Source organism: Gracilibacillus phocaeensis (genome assembly GCF_900626275.1).
GTDB lineage: Bacteria > Bacillota > Bacilli > Bacillales > Amphibacillaceae > Gracilibacillus > Gracilibacillus timonensis.
The window spans coordinates 134,220-154,699 of sequence record NZ_LR131141.1; the positions used below are offsets into that span (position 1 = coordinate 134,220).

Consider the following 20,480-nt stretch of genomic DNA (forward strand, 5'->3'; position numbering starts at 1 on the left):
CAAAAATTACTTTTGTACTTGATCGATTTTAGTATGTAATAGTTGCATGGAAAAAGTTTGTTGCATAATGTAACAAATCAATTGTATTTTTATAGAATCATCAGGTAGATTTTTGATAGCGATAACAAAACGGTCAGTTTATGTAAAATAATAGAAAAGAGGGGATGAACATGATGAAAGAGAAATTATTGTATTTGTTTATTGGTTTACTGTTATTCGTTGTGCTGGCTGCATGTAGTGACAATTCAACAGACAGTGTTGCGGAAAACAACGAAGAGGGGGCTTCATCTGATTCTGCGGAAGAAGTAAATACAGAGGGCTTCCCAATTGTAGATGAGGAAATTACCTTATCTTTGATCGCACCAGGGACTGGAATGGAAGATTGGGAAAACATGGAGACGTTACAGGAATATGCAGATATGACAAATATTCAATTCAACTATGATACGCCTCCAATGGCTGATTTCCAGACAAAATTAAACTTAGCATTTGCTAGTGGCGACATTGCTGATATTATTTTTGCAGCAGGTTCAACAGATTTTACACCAGGTATGGAAGTTGATTACGGTCAGCAAGGTGTATTAGTTCCATTAGAAGGGCTAATTGATGAATATGCACCAAATATTAAGAAGCTGCTAGATGAAAATCCAGATATAGAAAAATCAATCACTACAGTAGATGGACATATATACTCCTTGCCACGTATTTCTCAAGGGGATTTCGGTGCTGTTTGGTACAGGGGACCAATGTGGTATAACGGTCGCTGGCTAGATGAACTAGGAGTAGAGGAATTACCTAAAACGATTGATGAATTTTATGACTTATTAGTTCGTTTTCGGGATGAGGATCCAAATGGGAATGGGGAAGCAGATGAGATTCCTCTAATTGATGTGCAGATGGAAAGTACTCGTCCATGGTTGTTGGGTGCATTCGGTTTAAAAGAATGGGGAATTGACGAAGTAGATGGAGAGGTTCGTTACACACCGATTACCGAAAATTATCAAGCATATCTAGAATTTATGAACAAGCTATATGATGAGAACTTATTAGATCATGAGACTTTCTCGCAAGCAGATGAACAAAAGAAAGCAAAAGGACAAGAAAATCGCATAGGTGTATTCCCTGATTATTTTTCTTTCTTTACTACTGGTGAGACCGAAGAAGAATCGATGAACAATCCGATGTATTATCCATTAACAAGCGAATGGACTTCTGAGCCACTGTTACCAGAAAGTCCTGGGTTGAATCGAGGAACTTTTGCCATTACGAATAATAATGAACATCCAGAAGCTTCTATACGGTGGGTTGACTATTTCTATTCACCAGAAGGAAACAAGTTCTTGAACATGGGGCCTGAAGGGGTCATGTGGGAAGAAGGAGAGAATGGTGAAATTGTTGAATTAGAAGTACCATCACAATTTGAAAGTTCAGAAGACTGGCGTGGTACCATCACACCAGATTATGGAATTTCAACACCAACACTTGCTCAGCCAATCGAAGGAAAAGAAGTTAGTGAATTTACTCAATTTGTGCAGGCAGAGACGGATGAAAAGTATGTACCTTATAGTGAGGTACCATTTCCTTTAGTATATTTAACACAAGAAGAACAAGAAGAATTAAATGCCATTGAAGTGGATTTACAATCATATGTAGAACAGATGGAAGCAAAATTCATTACAGGTGTAGAACCAATCTCAAATTGGGATGCTTATGTCAGCACGATTGAGAATATGAATATTGAGCGTTATATTGAAATCCATCAAGAAGCTTATGATCGTTGGGCAGAAAGTTAATTGATTGGGGGAGAATGTCTCTTTTTATAGAGGCATTCTTTCTATAAAATGCTTAGCATTTTATAGGCGAATTAGATAAGATCATTGTACGACAAATTAGTCGCGAAGTTATGTTATGAAATAAAAACCTTTACATCCATGCGTATTACACAAGAAAAAGAGTAATTGATTGGGTAAGACACTTATCATTAGAGAAATTGTGAGACCATTTTAAATAAATAAGTGTGCTCAAACGAAAGGGGAAAACAAATGAAGTTAAAGCTTGCATATGTTGTTTTTAGCCTATTGTTATTTACAGTCTTGGTTGCATGTGGAGATGATTCCGCTGGTGAAGAAAATGAGTCGTCAACTAACGATGCAGTGGAAGTGAAGAAAGAAGGGTTTCCTATTGTTGAAGAAGAGATTACTTTGTCATTGATCGCTCCAGGCACCGGTTTGGAAGAATGGAGTGAAATGGAAACACTGAAACAATATTCAGAGATGACAAATGTTGATTTCCATTACGATACTCCTCCAATGGCTGATTTTCAGACAAAATTAAATTTGGCTTTTGCTAGTGGAGATATAGCAGATATTATATTTGCAGCAGGGAGCGATAATTTAACCCCATCTATGGAAGTGGATTATGGTAAACAAGGGACTTTAATTCCATTAGAAGAATTAATTGATGAATATGCTCCTCATTTTAAGGCATTGATGGAACAAAATCCTGAAATAAGAAAGTCCATTACGACTAGTGATGGGCACATCTATGCCTTGCCAGTAATTAATCAGCATCCAACATCTGCATGGCCAGCCGGTCCGCTTTGGTATAACGGAGAATGGCTGGACGCTCTTAATATTACAGAGTTACCTAAAACAACGGATGATTTGTATGAGTTGTTGGTTCGTTTTCGTGATGAGGATCCAAATGGAAATGGAGAAGCGGATGAAATACCATTGATAGATGTCAAAATGGAAAGTTCAAGAACTTGGTTTCTTGCGGCATTTGGTATGAAGGAATGGGGCATAGAGGCTGTTGGCGACCAAGTTCGTTATGCACCTATCAGCGATAACTATTTGGAGTATTTAACTTACATGAATACATTGTATGAAGAGAACTTACTTGATCCTGAAACATTCTCTCAAGCTGACGAACAAAAAAAGGCAAAAGGTCAAGAAAACCGACTTGGCTTATTCCCTGATTGGTTTTCTTTCTTTACTACGGGTCAAGCAGAGGAAGACGCTATTAATAATCCAATGTTTCACCCATTAGTCAGTGACGTATCGCCCGAAATCGTTTTGCCAGGGAATCCAGGTATAAATAGAGGGGCCTTTGCCATTACCAAAAACAATGAACATCCTGAGGTTTCCTTAAGATGGGTAGATTATTTGTATTCCAGAGAAGGTAGAGATTTCTTTGATCAAGGCCCTGAAGGTTTTCTGTGGGAGATGGGAGACGATGGGGAGAGGGTTTTCTTGGATATACCAGAAGAGTACGATAGTAGTGAAGATTATCGGGGTACGCTAACGCCGGCATATGGTATTCCAGTGCCGATGCTAGTTGATCTAGTAGAGAATGCACCACGTTCTGATTTTGATTTATTCATAGAATCAGAAACGCAAGAAAAAGTCGATCAATATGCTGAAACAGCTTATCCCTTAACCTATCTAACGAATGATGAACAAGAACAAATCAATTCCATTGAAGTCGATTTACAATCCTATGTAGAACAAATGGAGGCGAAATTTATTACGGGCGTTGAGCCTTTATCTAATTGGGATCAATATGTTAAAACCATTGAAAATATGAATATAGCAGAATACGTCGATATTTATCAGGAAGCCTATGATCGGTGGGCTAGTAATTAAACGACATTAGTAGATCTGACTTATTTGTTGGTAAAAGCAAATAAGTCAGATTATTTTAAAAGATAAGACAGTTTATGATCATTGATATAATAGAACTTGGAATGGTTGACCTTGAACGAATGGTGGTACCGATAAGATGAATGAGGCAAAGTAGCCAGGCCATTTATTCCATAAAGTAAAGTTGATGGTTTGTAAGTGCTAGGAAACGCTCGAGAAATAGGTTCCGTTTCGATGCATAGGACATGTAAGTGCAGGCGTGGCGATTGTCGTCATGATTTTAGCCTGCGAACCTTCAGCGCTCGCCTAGCACAAAAAACGGGCAAACTCACCACTAAAGAAAGCAAACTACTTTACATCATCTATCTTATCAGCAGTTCCGTATCTTCTTTGAGTGGTCGGTAATGCACCCGACGGAATTGCCCGGTTTTTCTTATTAATGAAACCAATATGTCTTATAAGATGTGTGTTAATAAGACAATCGCAAAAACCACATACCAATCAATTTTCACATATTGTAGACGGCTGAAACCCTTTGATAATCAAGACTTTATCACATTTTGTATAAATTCAATGACAATCAAAAATAAAAATCACATATTGATAACGTTTTCTCAAAAAGCGTATGATGAAAACAGTTTCACGGCATGCAACAACCGAAAAAAGGAGGAATATGTAGATGGATTCAGGAACAGCTACAGCAAATAAGAAAGATAACAATATTGCTAAAAGCATGAAGAAAAGTAAATGGAAGAAGATACTACAAAATTGGCAGCTTTACATCTTTATTTTACCAGCTGTTTTGTATTTTATTATTTTCCATTATGTCCCGATGTATGGAATTCAAATTGCATTTAAAGATTATGTACCTTCCCTAGGGTTTTTAGGAAGTGATTGGGTAGGATTGAAACATTTTGAAAGGTTTTTTGATTCTTATTATTTCTGGGATTTATTGAAGAATACATTAGGAATTAGTGTATACGAATTAATTGTTGGTTTTCCTTTGCCAATTATCTTGGCCTTATTATTAAATGAGGTAAAGGATGGAATTTATAAGCGTACGGTGCAAACGGTTACCTATGCACCACACTTTATCTCTGTTGTGGTTATTTCTGGTATGATAATTGCCTTCTTATCACCAACAACAGGTATCATTAACCACTTTATTACGTTTTTAGGCTTTGATCCAATTAGTTTTATGAGTGATCCAAAGTGGTTTAAGACCGTTTATGTATTATCGGGTGTATGGCAAAGTACCGGTTGGGGAACGATTATTTACTTAGCTGCCTTGTCAGGTGTAGATCCGCAGCAGCATGAGGCTGCTATCGTAGATGGTGCAACCAGATTCCAGCGGATTCTTTATATTAATATCCCGACTTTAGTGCCAACAATGGTTATCTTATTAATTATGAACTTAGGTAATATTATGGCGCTTGGTTTTGAAAAGATCTTACTATTACAGAATCCATTAAACATGGAATCATCAAATGTAATTGCGACTTTCGTGTATCAAGCCGGTTTATTAGATGCACAGTACAGCTTTGCGGCAGCGGTTGGCTTATTCAACGCTGTTATCAACGCGATATTGTTAATTGCCGTTAACCAAATCGCCAGAAAAACAAGCGAAACAAGCTTATGGTAAAGGAGGTTTATAAGTATGGACTCTAATATTTTTGAAACAAGAAAAGACAAAATGTTTAAATTATTCGTCTATTTTTGCTTGACCGTGGCCTTAGTTGCCGTTTTATATCCATTAATCTATATTGTTAGTGCGTCGATCAGTAATCCATCTATGGTGAACTCAGGACAAATGTGGTTATGGCCAAAAGATATTACATTTGAAGGTTATCGTTTGATTTTTGGCAATGACTCCATTTGGCAAGGTTATTTAATGACTGTCGTGTATACTGGATTAGGTACTTTTATCAATTTATTAGTAACGATCCCAGCGGCATATGCCTTGGCTCGGAAAGATTTTTATGGAAGAGGATTCTTTACTGCTTTATTTGTACTTACCATGTTTTTTACAGGTGGATTAATCCCTACGTACTTAGTGGTTCGAGACTTGGGGTTAATTGATACAATCTGGGCAATGGTGCTTCCGAACGCAGCAGCGGTATGGAATATTGTCATTGCTCGCGTGTTCTTCCAGTCTACGATTCCTAGAGGCTTGGAAGAGGCAGCGACAATTGATGGGGCAACGAATTTTAAATTGTTCTTCAAAATTATCCTGCCTTTATCTGCTCCAATTATTGCGGTAATGGCTTTATTCTATGGTGTTGGTCACTGGAACGGTTATTTCAATGCCTTAATTTATATTTCTGATCGTGATTTATTTCCATTGCAGTTAGTATTAAGAGAGATTTTAGTATTGCAGGATATGTCTTCTAATAATACCAATATGACAGGGGAAGCGGCACAGTTGATCCACAGTAATCAACAGCTGGCAGCCATTATTAAATATGGGGTAATGATTGTTTCCTCTTTACCAGTTATTATCGTTTATCCGTTCTTACAGAAGTATTTCGTAAAAGGGGTTATGATTGGCTCATTAAAAGGTTAATAAAGCTTAACAGATAAACGAACCATATAATGAATCGATGGGAATTGCTTGCAGGGCTAAGATAGTTATCGTGTCAGAAAACTCAGTGCAAGTATTTATCCATAAAGTCTTCAATCATTTCATTTAGGGAGGTGAAAAGCAGGGACAACGCGTAAGTACATGTAATTTGGGACATTCTATTCTTAAAAAAAGAGAGGGTACAACATATGAGAAAATACTTAATTTTTACCTTAATTAGTGTGTTATGTATCGGCTTATTGGCCGCATGTGGTGGTGATTCATCAGATGAAGGTTCAGAGTTAGCTTCCACCGATGAAACAGTTGAAATCAATGAAGAAGGTTTTCCGATTGTCGATGAAGAGATTACCTTATCATTGATGGCTCCAGGTACTGGTTTGGAAGATTGGGAAGACATGGAGACACTTCAGGAGTATGCAGAGATGACTAACATAAATTTGTCTTATGACACACCTCCTGTCAGTGATTTTCCAACCAAATTAAATTTGGCTTTTGCAAGTGGGGATATTGCTGATATTATCTATGCAGCTGGATCAGACGACTTTACTCCTGGTATGGAAGTGGATTATGGTCAACAAGGAGTACTGGTTCCATTGGAAGATTTAATCGCAGAGCATGCCCCGAATATTCAAAAATTATTAGATGAAAATCCAGAGATTGAAAAATCCATTACGACAGTGGATGGTCATATCTACTCGTTGCCTCGTGTTGCTGAAGGCGGTTCATCAGCTCTATGGTATACTGGTCCGATGTGGTATAACGGACAATGGTTAGATGAATTAGGAGTAGAAGAACTACCGAAGACAATAGATGAGTTTTATGATTTATTAGTCCGATTCCGTGACGAAGATCCGAATGGCAATGGGGAAGCAGATGAAATTCCATTATTAGACGTAGAAATGAACAGTACTCGTCCTTGGTTATTAGCCGCATTTGGCTTGAAAGAATGGGGAATTGACGAGGTAGATGGTGAAGTACGTTACACCCCTATCACCGAAAATTATAAAGAGTACTTAACATTTATGAATAAATTGTACGAAGAAAACTTATTAGATCAAGAAACATTCTCGCAATCTGATGAGCAGAAGAAAGCAAAAGGACAACAAAACCGACTAGGGTTATTCCCAGATTGGTTCTCCTTCTTTACTACTGGTGAAAGCCAGGAAGAAGCAATGAATAATCCAATGTTTCATCCATTGACTAGTGAATGGTCAGAAGAACCAATGATGCCATTAAGCCCAGGGTTAACACGAGGAACGTTCTCGATCACATCGAATAACAGCAATCCCGAAGCGACTATTAGATGGATCGATTATTTCTATTCTCCTGAAGGATATGCCTTCTTGAACATGGGTCCAGAAGGAGACCTTTGGGAACGTGGTGACGATGGAGAAGTCATTGAACTGGATCCACCTGAGGGATATGATAGTTCGGAAGATTATCGCGGCACGCTAACCCCTGATTACGGTATTGCTACACCAACTGTTACCTATCCAATTGAGGGGAAAGAAGAGTCTGAATTTGATCAATTTGTTCGAGCGGAAACAGAAGAAAAGATTGAACCATATGGCGAATTACCGTTTCCGCTAGTTTATTTAACGAAAGATGAACAAGATGAGCTAAATACGATTGAAGTGGACTTGGAGTCTTATGTAGAACAGATGGAGGCGAAGTTCATCACAGGAGTAGAACCAATGTCTAATTGGGATTCTTATGTTGAGACAATTGAAAATATGAATATTGAAAGATATATTGAAATTAATCAAGCAGCCTATGATCGTTGGGCAAGTAATTAATTTCAGTTAACAAGTGGATGGCTCGTTTTGTAATCAAAAGGACGAGCCATCCTTGTATATCTGCAGCTAAAGAGTGACATACATATGCGGTTCATTGACAAGATGGAACAAGCGCTAGTTAGAGAAGTGGTGCTAATGATCAACATTGACAACTATTTGTCATGTGGTAGTATACAGGAAATAGAACTAGGGATACAGTCGTTTGTTATCGTTTCATTTGAAGACGGAAATTATTATCAAATGAGAAAATTCGATAGCTCAAGGCTTCATATATGCTTAAGCTAGGCATATTGCCATAAAGATCTAAGATTTGATTTCTGCTGAAAGAGCGGAGGAGATCATGTCGTCACATTATAAAAGACAACCGATGCCGAGGAGAATCTAATGCACGAACTTTTCATTGGATGGCTCGAGCCAGTAAACACGATCTTGATTTTCGTGAGCAAACTCGATGTATAACTCGTTTCGCTAAAGTCAGCTGGAACAGGCAGTGCACTGGAGTAATGCTTAAATAAATAAATGAGGATGTGATTGTAATGAGCGAGCATACCGAAATCGAACGCGGGGTGCACAATTATAGTGCAGAGGACAAATGGGTAAAACCAAACGACCCTGCTGTATTAGAAAAACTGGAATGGTTTAAGGATCAGAAGTTGGCATTGATGATGCACTGGGGTCCCTATTCACAAATTGGCCTGGTGGAGTCATGGGCACTGAGCGATGCAGATGGCGACTGGTCGAGAGATGATGTCGACTGGGAAGAGGATATGGAAGAGTTCAAACGTCAGTATTTTAATCTGAACAAAACGTTTAATCCTATTCGCTTTCAACCAGATAAATGGGCTGAACAAGCCAAAAAAGCAGGATTTAAGTATTTGATTTTCACAACCAAACACCATGATGGCTTTTCGATGTGGAATACAAAACAATCTGATTATCGCATTACTGGTGCAGAATGTCCTTTCCACACGCATCGATATGCCGATATTTGTAAGCATGTATTTACTGCATTCAGGAAGCAAGGAATCGGGATTGCCGCTTATTTTTCCAAAGCTGATTGGCATACACCCTACTATTGGGCACCAGGAATGGAAAGAAAACATCATATGTGGAGAGGACCATCCTATGATCCAGAAGAGTATCCATGGATGTGGGAAAACTTTGTATCCTTTACACATCGTCAGATACTCGAGTTGCTGACAGAATATGGAGAAATCGATATTCTATGGTTGGATGCCGGATGGGTTGGTAAAGGAAAACAAGATATTCGTTTGGGAGAAGTGGTTGCTGAAGGGCGTAAGCATCAACCAGGTTTACTAACGGCTGACCGTACGATAGGTGGAGAACATGAAAACTATATTACCCCAGAGCAGACGATACCGGATAGAGCTCTTCATATCCCGTGGGAAAGCTGTATTTCAATTGCTACCTCCTTTGCTTTTAAATATGAGGATGAGTATAAATCATTACGTGAAATTGTGCATGCCTTGATTGAGATCGTTGCCAAAGGTGGTAATCTTGCCTTAAATGTACCACCACAACCAGATGGTCGACTGCCTAGAATTGCGCTGGAGCGAATGGAGCAGTTAGGGAAATGGATGGATAGGTATGGTGAGGCAATTTACGGTACCAGAATAACAGCGCCGTATTTTGAAGCACCTTTTGCCTTTACTAAAAAAGAAAATCAAGTATTCTGCTTTCGATTGTGTGAAGAAGAGGATAGCGTTTATCCAACAACGATCCGTATTCCTTTTCAAGCGAAAGTAAAAACTATCGAATGGATGAATGAGCAGCAAGATATCGTGTTCTCGCAAGATGATGAAGGGATCACTGTGGAACTGGTAAATGAGGAAACGACGCATCCTATAGCAGACGTCTTTCGTTTTACACTAGCTTGATAGTATCCCCCTATACTTTCCATTACGAAGGTATAGGCTTGAATGATAGTGAAGAAGGTAGATTAAAAATATAAGGGGAATCAGAGGTTGTTGTTTATATGACCACTGTTTATCCAAGCAATACATAAAGCTTAATAACACCATAGGAGGATATATGTAATGAAATTAGGAATGAGCTCTTATAGTTTAGCACAGGCGATTCATTCTGGAGAAATGACGATTTTGGATGTGATGGAATGGACGAAAGAATTAGGTGGAGAGCATATCGAAATTGTCCCGATTGGTTATTCGTTAACGGAGAATCCCCAGCTAATCAAGGCAATTACAGCCAAAGCAAAAGAGTTAGACTTGGCTATTTCCAATTATGCCATTGGCGCCGATTTCTTGTCTGGAGATGAAACCGCTTTTCAACAGGAAATAGAACGCGTGAAAAAAGAAGTGGATATCGCAAATCAGTTAGGTGTCAAAAGAATGCGGCATGACGTGTCTTTTAAGCCACCGCAAGAGGGGACGATCGAACAGTTTGATCAGGATTTGCCGACGATTGTAAAGGCGTGTCAGCTGATTGCCGATTATGCCAAGCAGTATGATATTGTGACAAGTATTGAAAATCATGGTTTCTATTTGCAGGCAAGTGATCGCATCAACTTAATCATCGCTAAGGTGAATCGACCAAACTTTGGTCATACCTTGGATACAGGGAATTTTGTTTGTGTCGATGAGGATCCCGCAGTAGCTGTTCCTAAATGTCTGGGGAATACTACGATGCTGCATGCTAAAGATTTCTATGTTCGTTCAGCAACTGCCCCTAACCCAGGTGAAGGTTGGTTTGGCTCTGCTGGAGGTAATTATTTACGAGGCGCCATTACTGGTCACGGTGACTTGCCGTTAGCACAAATATTAAAACAAGTGAAAGATCATGGCTATGACGGTTATATCTCGATCGAATTTGAAGGGATGGAAGAATGTAAACAAGCCAGCGCCATTTCCTTTAAAAATATCAAACAACTATGGGATTCTATCTAAAAGGAGGAAAAAAATAGAATGAGCAAAATCAAAATAGGTGTGATTGGATTAGGGTCGATTTCGGAAATGCATATTCAATCGTATCAAAAATCAGAAGAAGCTGAACTGATTGCCGTGTGTGATATCAATCAGGAACGTCTTGAGCAAACGACGGAAGATCTTGGCGTTTCCTATGCGTATACGGATTACCAAGAGCTTCTAGCCAACCCAGAAGTAGAGGCAATCAGCATTTGTACATGGAATAATAGCCATGCCGAGATCGCTATTGCTGCATTAAATAGCGGCAAAAGTGTCTTATCAGAGAAACCTTTGTGTAAAACGGTAGAAGAGGCAGAAGCCGTACAGCAAGCGGTAACAGATAATCCGGATCAATTCTTGCAGGTAGGTTATGTACGTCGCTTTGGCACTAATACACAAGTATTAAAAAAGTTCATTGACAGTGGTGACTTAGGGGATATTTATTACTCGAAGGCGTCTTGTATTCGTGTATTAGGTAATCCTGGAGGCTGGTTTGCTGATAAAGAACGATCGGGCGGAGGTCCTCTAATTGATTTAGGTGTGCATGTTATCGATTTGTGCTGGTATTTAATGGGGAAACCAAAAGTAAAATCGGTTAGTGGTAATACTTATCATCAATTAGGAAACCGGTCCAATATTGAATACAAATCCTTTTATCAGGCGGCCGATTATGATGCTGACCAAAATGATGTCGAAGATTCGGCAAATGCCCTGATTCGTTTTGAAAATGGTGCATCTCTTGCTGTAGAGGTGAGCTTTGCCTTACATGCACCAAAAGAAGAAATCAGTGTTAGCCTCCATGGTAATAAGGGAGGGGCAGTGATCGAACCAGCACTTGAAATTTTTACGGAAAAGCATAATATTATGTTTAATAGCACACCACAAATTGACCATCTATCCTTTGATTTTGTCCAAGGTTTCCAAAAAGAAATCGATCACTTTATTGCTTGTGTAAAAGGAGAGGCAACAACGATTGCGCCAGTAGGGGATGGCGTGGAGATGATGAAGATGTTAACGGGTGTCTATCAATCCAGTACAGAACAAAGAGAAATATATTTTAACAGCTAGGTGGTGTAGAGAAATGACGAATCTAACAACATGGCAATTAGACAACTGGAAATTTAAAGAGGCAACAGCGGAAGAGTGGTATACTGCCACTGTGCCGGGTTGCGTTCACACGGATTTATTGGATCTTGGCATGATAGAAGATCCCTTTGAGGGAAAAAAAGAATTAGATGTGCAATGGGTAGATAAGCGGGACTGGGAATATCAGACCACTTTCGAAGTAACCGAGGAAGCGTTAAAACAAGAGTATGTAGTACTTACCTTCCATGGGCTTGATACCTATGCAGATGTGCGTTTGAATGGTCATTCGATTCTGAAAGCTAACAATATGTTTCGCATTTGGAAGGTTGATATAAAAGACTATTTGCAACTTGGGGAAAATACACTGCACATTTATTTCCATTCTGCCGTTCAATATGACTTGGATAAACCAGATCAGCTAGGTTACAATCTACCGGCCGATAATGACCATTCCGAAGATGGCGGTGTTGGCGAGAAGAAATTGAGTGTTTTTGCGCGAAAGGCCCCTTATCATTATGGTTGGGATTGGGGACCTCGCTTTGTTACAGCTGGAATTTGGAAAGATGTAACGATCGAAGCATGGTCGGACGTAAAAGTGCAGGATGTTTACCTGGAGCAACAGCATATTACAGAAGAAAAAGCGGAAGTACTAGCACATGTAGAAGTGGAAACAACCGAGGCGCAACAGGTAACTATTAAAATTACCGATCAATATGGCTGGGAGCATACACAACAAGCTACGCTAGAAGCAGGTCAACAGGTGATTGATGTACCATTTACGAAGGAGTCGCCACGCCTATGGTGGTCTAACGGATTAGGTGCAGCTCATTTGTATCAATTTCATGTGGAAGTAGTCTCTTCTACCGATCAAGTGTTGAGTGATTATCAGCTGACGACGGGGTTACGCTCCATCAAATTGGTAAGAAAAGCAGACGAAGCAGGGGAAAGTTTTTATTTTGAATTAAATGGCATCCCTGTGTTTGCAAAAGGTGCCAATCATATCCCGAATGACAGTTTTGAAACAAGAATCAGTAAGGAAGATTATCGTCATGAAATATTAACAGCCGTTGATTCGAATATGAACATGTTGCGTATTTGGGGCGGCGGGATTTATGAATATGAAGCCTTTTATGAATATTGTGACCAATATGGAATTCTTGTCTGGCAGGACTTCATGTTTGCTTGCAGCATGTATCCCGGTGACGAGGCCTTCCTTGCCAATGTCAAACAGGAAGCGATGGACCAAGTGAAGCGACTACGTAATTATGCATGTATAGCCTTATGGTGCGGTAATAATGAAATGGACTCCGCCTGGACAGAATACATTGAAGAGGCTGGATGGGGCTGGAAGCAACGATATAATGAGGAACAGCGTCAGGCTATTTGGCAGGATTATGAACAAGTCTTTCATCAGATTTTACCAGAGGTGATCGACCAAAACGATCCGGTTAAGGACTATTGGCCAAGCTCTCCTATGCAGGATTTATCGGGAACATCATCACAGCATGCAACCTTTGATTCCGTAACAAGAGGTGACATGCACTATTGGGATGTCTGGCATGGTCAGCAGCCATTAGAGGCATATAAACAGAATGTTGGCCGCTTTATGAGCGAATATGGGTTCCAATCCTTTCCGGAAGAAAGAACGGTAAGAACCTACGCCCAGGAGCAGGAGATGGCATTAGAGTCTGATGTGATGCTGCATCATCAGAAAAATGGTGCTGGTAATCGTTTGATTAAAACCTATATGGATAGTTATTATCAGGAACCTAAAGATTTTTCTTCCTTTCTGCATGTGAGTCATATCTTACAGGCTGAGGCAATTAAACAAGCAGTAGAGGGTCACAGGCTACATATGCCGTATTGTATGGGAACATTGTATTGGCAAATGAACGATTGCTGGCCAGTCGCTTCTTGGTCAAGCATGGATTACTACGGCAGGTGGAAGGCATTGCAATTTACGATGAAAGACCGCTTTAAACCGACGGTGATCATTGCCGATCAAAAAGAAGAGCAATTCACCATTTATGCCGTTTCTGATGTCATCAAGCAGCAAGAGGCAACATTGATTTATTCTCTTTATGATTTTAATGGATCATTACTTGATCAACAGCACCAACAGGTGACAATAGAGGCCAATACTTCAAGTAAATTAATCGAAGAAGATGTGGCAAACATCGCATCGGGCGATCGCAGTCAAACATTATTGCGTTGTGAGTTGTTAATTGGTGATACTGTGGTAGATTCGATAGACCATTTGTTTGAGAAAACAAAACACTTGAATCTGCAAAATCCTCATATTAAATGGGAATTGGCGGATGATGGCGTCGTGTTGACAGCGACATCCTATGCAACGAATGTTTGGCTACAGGTGGAAGAGACTGGTTTTTTTGAAGATAATAATTTTAATCTTGTACCGGGTATCAAGAAATTTGTTCGGTATTGTCAATCATTAGACCCAGAAGTGACAGATACAGTTCCAGTTAAACAACTACAAGTAACATCGATGTATGACTATATTACAAAGTAAACGAGAAGGTTGCTGTTCCATGAGGGCAGCAGCCGTTTTGTTTATTCCAGTACAATTTAGTTCCTCCCAGCTTAGTAGAGATAGACCCCTCGTTACATCTCTGTAAGGAAGGAAAAAATATCATTGATGACAGTCTCCCTTTATGATTGGAATCAAAAAAGTGGTATGATAATAAATATGGCGAATATTGTCGACGTGATGTTTGCCGTAAACAAGCAGGAAGAAGGGATTTATGTGATTATTGAAGTCATTGCCTTAACAAAGGACGATGTATTAGAGGCGGAACAATGTGGTTATGATCGAGTAGAGTTAGTTTCAGCAATTGAAGAGGACGGCTTGACACCAGATATTGATTTGCTGCGGTCCATTATCAATGAGAAACCATCGATACGAGTGCAAGTCATGGTGCGACCACATGATAACGGTTTTTATTATAGCAAACAGGATACGCAACAAATATTGCAAGATTTTCAAGAACTACATCGACTAGGGATAAATCACTTTGTTTTCGGTGCTCTTAATGAAGATGGCAGCATAAATGAACAGATCCTACAACAAATAGAGGCCATCTCAACGGATATTCGCATCACCTTTCATCGGGCTATTGATTATTCTAATGATTTACAAACCTCCTATCAAACACTCGCCACCTATCCAAACTTAGTAGAACGAGTACTAACCTCTGGTGGTGCACCGGATTGTATACAAGGCAAAGATCAGATTCTACGCTTAATCCAATTAGCGGATCAATTGGACGGACCAGTGATTATGCCGGGATCAGGACTGCAGCTAAGCAATCTTCTTTCCTTTCATGATACTGTACAAGCAAAGGAATATCATATTGGCAAAGGGGTGCGCAGAGAGAAATCCTATGATCATCCATTCGTACAACGACCGATGGAATGGAAATAAATGAATACAGGGTGTCTTTTCTTATAAAAGACACCCTGTATTCATATCAAAGTTCATTTGGTAAACCGGAGCGACACATATCAATCGGATCAGCGTAGCTTGTCAACGTGTTTAAGATCTTTGGATGTGGTTTGGCGAAAATAAAGGGATAGTCCTTCTCGTCTAATTCTTCTCTTACAGTGAAGGCTAGCTGCTCTTTACCGCCAGAGAACTGAGCGTTGATGCCAGGCTTGTTGCCCCTTGCATCTAATCGTATCCATGTTTGTTGATCAGACAAAAAAACGGCATTCAATGCATGGATGCAATAACCTTGTTCAGCTGTATCAAATAAGGTTAAGCGCTGATAACAAAATCCAGTAGGGACGCCTTGGGAACGGAGTAAGGCAGCTAACAGGTGGGTTTTAGCATAACATATCCCCTCTTGATGTTGTAACACCTCCGAGGCCTTACAAGTATTTTGTTTTCCTTGTATATCCCATGAATGGTCGATTCGGTCACGAACAAAGCAAAAGGCACGCTGCACTTTACTTATTTCGGATGGGTAAGCTGTAAATAGTTCGTCTGATTTAGCTTGTACAAGTGGATGAGAAAAATCAAGCGCAGGTAATTCAACGAGATAGTCCTCCAGATTAGGAGATGTACATTGAAGATTCATTCGATCCCTCCGTTAATAAATATAAATTATTATGAATAATTATACATAATCTAAAGAGATTGTCAACCTCTCGTTCAATCGATTGTATTTGTTTATAAAAACAAGAAAGTCGGATTATTTGTTTAGAATATTTCAGGTTGGTATAGTATGATTAATGCTCATAATAATCGGATAAATATACATAGAAGAGGTTTTACCGTATGACATTATTATTGCTTATTATTTATTTGGCATTTATTAGCTTGGGATTGCCAGATTCGGTTTTAGGGGCAGCATGGCCGGCAATGCGTCCGGATTTCGATGCCCCTCTGGATACAGCTGGTTACCTGTTTATGGTGATTGCTTGTGGTACGATTGTATCCAGCTTAGCAAGTGGGAAATTATTGAAACACTTTGGAGTTGGCAAAGTTTCTCTGGTCAGTGCTGCGATGACAGCTGCTGCCTTGTTAGGTTTCCACTTCGCCCCATCTCTGCTTTGGTTAGTGCTGTGCGCTATACCTCTTGGGTTAGGGGCTGGAGCCATTGATGCCGGGTTAAACGATTTCGTTGCCCGTCATTATAAAGCCCATCATATGAGCTGGCTACATAGTTTTTGGGGAGTAGGGGCTACTTCTGGTCCTATTGTTATGGCTTTTTTTATTGATACACAAGATTCTTGGCGTAATGGGTATCTGGCAATTGCTATCATTCAATTTAGCTTGGTTATTATTTATTCTTTGTCATTACCCCTATGGAAAAAGGTAGAGAATACACAGAAAAGAACGATAGTGGCAGAAACCAATACCGATGAATCAGTAAAACAACCAAAGAGCAAACCACTGCAAACAAAAGGTGTCAAGTTTGCACTTCTATCCCTTTTCTTTTATTGCTCGGCTGAAGCGGCTGTCGGTTTGTGGGGGAGCAGTTATTTAGTCAATGTGAAAGATGTCTCCCCATCAGTTGCTGCCAAATGGATATCCTTTTATTGGGCAGGTATCACGATTGGCCGATTTATTACTGGTTTTGTCACCTTAAAGATTGATAATAATCATCTGATCAGATCAGGACAAATTACTGCTTTAAGTGGTGCGATATTATTGCTTCTACCATTACCTATTCCTTTTGCTTTAGCAGGCTTACTGCTGATTGGTTTAGGTTTGGCGCCGATTTTTCCTTGTATGCTGCATGAAACACCTACCCGTTTTGGTACTACTCATTCCCAATCGATTATGGGGTACCAAATGGCGACCGCTTATACGGGAACGACGTTTATTCCCCCATTACTTGGTTTTATCGCAACACAGACTAGTATTGCCATTTTTCCAATGTTTCTTGTGCTGATCATCGCCCTGATGTTGATCGCCTCAGAACGACTGTTGTATGTATTAAAATAAAGGAGGAGAATAGAATAATGATGAAAACAGAAAAAGAGAAAATGTTAGCCGGAGAATTGTATGATGCCACCGATGCCGTTTTAACGGAAGAACGGCATCGGGTAAGGGAATTGGTCCATATATTTAATGCTACCGGTCCAGCTGAAGAGCAAAAGCGTGTCCGTTTGTTAAAAGAAATAATTGGTTCAACTGGTGAAAACATAGGAATGGAACCCAATATTCGCTTTGACTATGGCTATAACTTACATGTTGGCGAAAATTTTTATGCGAACTTCGATTTTACGGTGTTAGATGTATGTGAAGTGAGAATAGGGGATGACTGTATGATTGGTCCAAGTGTGCAAATATTGACCGCTACACACCCATTAGATCCTAACGAACGTACCTCTGGTAAGGAATATGCCAAACCAATAACGATAGGAAATAAGGCCTGGATTGGTGCCGGAGCGATTATTAACCCGGGCGTCACGATTGGAGATAATGTTGTGATAGGTTCTGGTGCAGTGGTGACAAAGGATGTACCCCATAATGTAGTGGTAGGCGGTAATCCAGCGAAGGTGATTAAATATTTGTAATATGTTACCAATAGCTTATTACAATAAAAAACCGGAATGAAGAGGGATATAATGGATGTTAGATCTGTGAAAGTAAATAAGTTGAATGAAATAATGTCTCATTGATCTGATAGTCGGCTTTTGAACACGCACTTAGAATGAAAAATCTGAAACATTTTACTAGAAAATTCGTACATAATAAGAACAGTGGATGTAAAGACCGTTGTTTCATATCGATGTTTCAAAGATTATGAATACAGGTATGATATTAGAGGAGTGAAAGATCCACTTATGAGTAAAACAGCGAAAGGGAGGACATAAACAATGAGTGTAAAACGATGGATAGCCCTATCTGTAGCAGTGGGATTATTCCTTGTATCGATAGGTTTCCAATTCTTTTCTTCCATTATCACGACAGATTTCACACGAATGTTTGAGATGGGGGATGAAACAAAGAGTTATGCAGAAGAAACGGTGGAAACAGGTACAGGAAATGAAAAAATTGCCGTTCTGAATGTGAATGGTGTTATTCAGGACAGTGGTGGAGCTGCTAGTTTCATGTCTACTGGTTACAATCATCAATCTTTTATGGAGATGTTGGAACAGGCGGGAGAAGATAGTAGTGTCGGAGGTATTATATTGCGAGTCAATACCCCTGGAGGCGGTGTTGTCGAGAGTGCTGAAATCCATGATAAAATAGTAGAAATTAAAGAAACCTATGATAAACCAGTCTATGTATCGATGGGGAACACCGCTGCTTCAGGTGGTTACTACATATCTGCGCCTGTTGATAAGATTGTTGCCCATAATGCAACGTTGACTGGCTCGATTGGGGTAATCATGGAAAGTTATAATTTCTCAGAGTTGGCGGATCAATTAGGAATTGATGTAAACACGATCAAAAGTGGCGAATTTAAAGATATTATGTCGTCGACTCGTGATATGACGGACGAGGAACGCGAATTACTTCAAACCATGATTGATGACATGTACGCTGATTTTGTACAGGTTATTGTCGATGGCAGGGACATGACAGAAGATCGAGTGCGTGAATTAGGAGATGGCCGTGTGTACACTGGTTCTCAGGCACAGGAAGTAGGGCTGGTTGATGAATTAGGCAGCTTCGATGACACCGTTGCTATGATGAAAGAAGAACAGGATTTAGCAAATGCACCGGTAATTGAATATCAAGAAGGCGCCTATTTTAATCAATGGCTTGGCGGAGTAGCTCAAAATATGATGGGATCACAGCATGAGCTAAATGGTGTGAAGGAATTACTTCAGCAAAATAATGCACCGCGTGCCATGTACTTATATTCAGAATAAGGAGGTGTCGGTAACGTGGAAGAACAGACAGTAGTCGTTCAGCGATATGCGGGATTTTGGATGAGATTTTGGGCCTATCTCGTAGATAGTATTGTCGTCTTTAGCATTAGCGGTATCTTATTGCTGCCATTTGTTTTCATTAATGATGGCCAGCCATTAACGATCGGTTTTTGGACAGTGACAGGTATCCTTGGAGGGATTATCTTTTACTTGTACTTCTTGTTAATGACGAAATACTTTCAACAGACGTTGGGTAAGATGATTTTTGGTTTGAAGGTGATTAGGGAAGATAAGCAGGCACTGCAATGGAGCGACCTTATTTTTCGCGAGGTTGTCGGTCGTTTTATCTTTAATATCTTTAAGCTAACCATGTTGCTCTATCTTTTTGTCGCGTTTACGGCACAGAAGCAGGGCTTACATGATATGATTGGGAATACCCGAGTGGTCTTCACAGAAAAATAAAACGTGCACTCGCTCAAGGAAATGAGTGAGTGCACAAGGTAAGTTCGTTTAAAAAGCGAGTAAACACTGCCGAATAGGTTGTGCTTATTCGCTTTTTTTCATTTTTTGAAAGGCGCCCCCTATTTCTTGATGAAAGGCAATCAATTCTTCAAGAGATTGTTTTAAATCTTCGTTGTCATCATCATGTGGAAGTGTTTTCAGTAACTCTTCTAATGTGCCACGCTGCTGATTGGTGTGATCGACCCATTTTGCAACGGAGGCATGCACGAATAGTTCAAATAATTCTGAGTTTACCTGATATAGATCTTTGCGCACCCCTTTTTGCCATACACGAGTTGCTAGGTTCATTTCTACTAAATTCCTAATGCCAGTACTTATCGATGTTTTACTTCTCCCCAAGGCCTCACACATGTCATCAAGTGTTAATGGGTTTTTATGTAAATATAAAAAAGCAAATAAGCGGGCATCAGATGGAGATAAACCAAACATTTCAATGGTTTGTGAGAAGGCATGAATAGTTTGGTGGATGATATTTTCTTTTTTCTGAATGTTCATATAATCCTCCTAAAATGCTTGTAAATTAAGGCTACACTAGATATAAAAAAAATCAAAATCAGAAATG

Annotated in this window: 16 protein-coding genes; 14 read left to right on the forward strand and 2 right to left on the reverse strand. The window is 39.6% G+C overall.

All coding sequences use genetic code 11. The features are described 5' to 3' along the window. Positions 1–170 precede the first annotated feature (170 nt). From E0E32_RS01110 to E0E32_RS01155, 10 genes are all read left to right on the forward strand, one after another. Positions 171–1,793 (forward strand): extracellular solute-binding protein, encoded by a 1,623-nt coding sequence (locus E0E32_RS01110; protein ID WP_235817441.1) that lies wholly within the window; start codon positions 171–173, stop codon positions 1,791–1,793. A 249-nt stretch (positions 1,794–2,042) separates the two neighbouring features. Further along, positions 2,043–3,644 (forward strand): extracellular solute-binding protein, encoded by a 1,602-nt coding sequence (locus E0E32_RS01115; protein WP_066186889.1) that lies wholly within the window; start codon positions 2,043–2,045, stop codon positions 3,642–3,644. 730 nt (positions 3,645–4,374) lie between these two features. Next, a complete protein-coding gene (locus E0E32_RS01120) occupies positions 4,375–5,283 on the forward strand; it encodes an ABC transporter permease (RefSeq protein ID WP_392388582.1) in 909 nt (302 codons plus the stop codon). 15 nt (positions 5,284–5,298) lie between these two features. Beyond that, positions 5,299–6,204, forward strand: coding sequence for a carbohydrate ABC transporter permease (locus E0E32_RS01125; RefSeq protein WP_066186898.1), 906 nt, complete (start codon positions 5,299–5,301; stop codon positions 6,202–6,204). Positions 6,205–6,410: 206 nt separating this feature from the next. Next, complete coding sequence (locus E0E32_RS01130) at positions 6,411–8,018, forward strand: extracellular solute-binding protein (protein WP_130858710.1); 1,608 nt, start codon at positions 6,411–6,413, stop codon at positions 8,016–8,018. A gap of 536 nt (positions 8,019–8,554) precedes the next feature. Beyond that, the gene (locus E0E32_RS01135) at positions 8,555–9,916 is read left to right on the forward strand and encodes an alpha-L-fucosidase (protein WP_130858711.1); all 1,362 of its coding nucleotides are present in this window, start codon (positions 8,555–8,557) and stop codon (positions 9,914–9,916) included. A 159-nt stretch (positions 9,917–10,075) separates the two neighbouring features. Next, complete coding sequence (locus E0E32_RS01140) at positions 10,076–10,942, forward strand: sugar phosphate isomerase/epimerase family protein (RefSeq protein ID WP_130858712.1); 867 nt, start codon at positions 10,076–10,078, stop codon at positions 10,940–10,942. 18 nt (positions 10,943–10,960) lie between these two features. Beyond that, positions 10,961–12,028 (forward strand): Gfo/Idh/MocA family protein, encoded by a 1,068-nt coding sequence (locus E0E32_RS01145; RefSeq protein WP_130858713.1) that lies wholly within the window; start codon positions 10,961–10,963, stop codon positions 12,026–12,028. Positions 12,029–12,041: 13 nt separating this feature from the next. Beyond that, on the forward strand, positions 12,042–14,576 hold the full coding sequence (locus E0E32_RS01150) for a beta-mannosidase (protein ID WP_130858714.1): 2,535 nt from the start codon (positions 12,042–12,044) through the stop codon (positions 14,574–14,576). A gap of 165 nt (positions 14,577–14,741) precedes the next feature. Further along, positions 14,742–15,488, forward strand: a complete 747-nt coding sequence (locus E0E32_RS01155) for a copper homeostasis protein CutC (protein WP_165444915.1) — start codon at positions 14,742–14,744, stop codon at positions 15,486–15,488. Positions 15,489–15,534: 46 nt separating this feature from the next. On the opposite strand, the gene E0E32_RS01160 is transcribed toward E0E32_RS01155, so the two are convergent. Further along, the gene (locus E0E32_RS01160; protein ID WP_066186917.1) at positions 15,535–16,143 is read right to left on the reverse strand and encodes a transglutaminase-like domain-containing protein; all 609 of its coding nucleotides are present in this window, start codon (positions 16,141–16,143) and stop codon (positions 15,535–15,537) included. Positions 16,144–16,343: 200 nt separating this feature from the next. Between E0E32_RS01160 and E0E32_RS01165 the strand changes: the two genes are divergently transcribed. The 4 genes from E0E32_RS01165 (at position 16,344) to E0E32_RS01180 (ending at position 19,858) form a co-directional block, all read left to right on the forward strand. Next, a complete protein-coding gene (locus E0E32_RS01165) occupies positions 16,344–17,516 on the forward strand; it encodes an MFS transporter (RefSeq protein ID WP_130858716.1) in 1,173 nt (390 codons plus the stop codon). 20 nt (positions 17,517–17,536) lie between these two features. Next, positions 17,537–18,091 carry a sugar O-acetyltransferase gene (locus E0E32_RS01170; protein WP_066187390.1) on the forward strand — a complete coding sequence of 185 codons (555 nt, stop codon included), beginning with the start codon at positions 17,537–17,539 and terminating at the stop codon, positions 18,089–18,091. A 303-nt stretch (positions 18,092–18,394) separates the two neighbouring features. Further along, complete coding sequence (sppA, locus tag E0E32_RS01175; RefSeq protein ID WP_066186923.1) at positions 18,395–19,396, forward strand: signal peptide peptidase SppA; 1,002 nt, start codon at positions 18,395–18,397, stop codon at positions 19,394–19,396. Positions 19,397–19,411: 15 nt separating this feature from the next. Further along, complete coding sequence (locus E0E32_RS01180; protein WP_066186926.1) at positions 19,412–19,858, forward strand: RDD family protein; 447 nt, start codon at positions 19,412–19,414, stop codon at positions 19,856–19,858. Between the two features lie 84 nt (positions 19,859–19,942). On the opposite strand, the gene E0E32_RS01185 is transcribed toward E0E32_RS01180, so the two are convergent. Then, the gene (locus E0E32_RS01185) at positions 19,943–20,413 is read right to left on the reverse strand and encodes a GbsR/MarR family transcriptional regulator (protein ID WP_066186928.1); all 471 of its coding nucleotides are present in this window, start codon (positions 20,411–20,413) and stop codon (positions 19,943–19,945) included. Between the last annotated feature and the right edge of the window lie 67 nt (positions 20,414–20,480).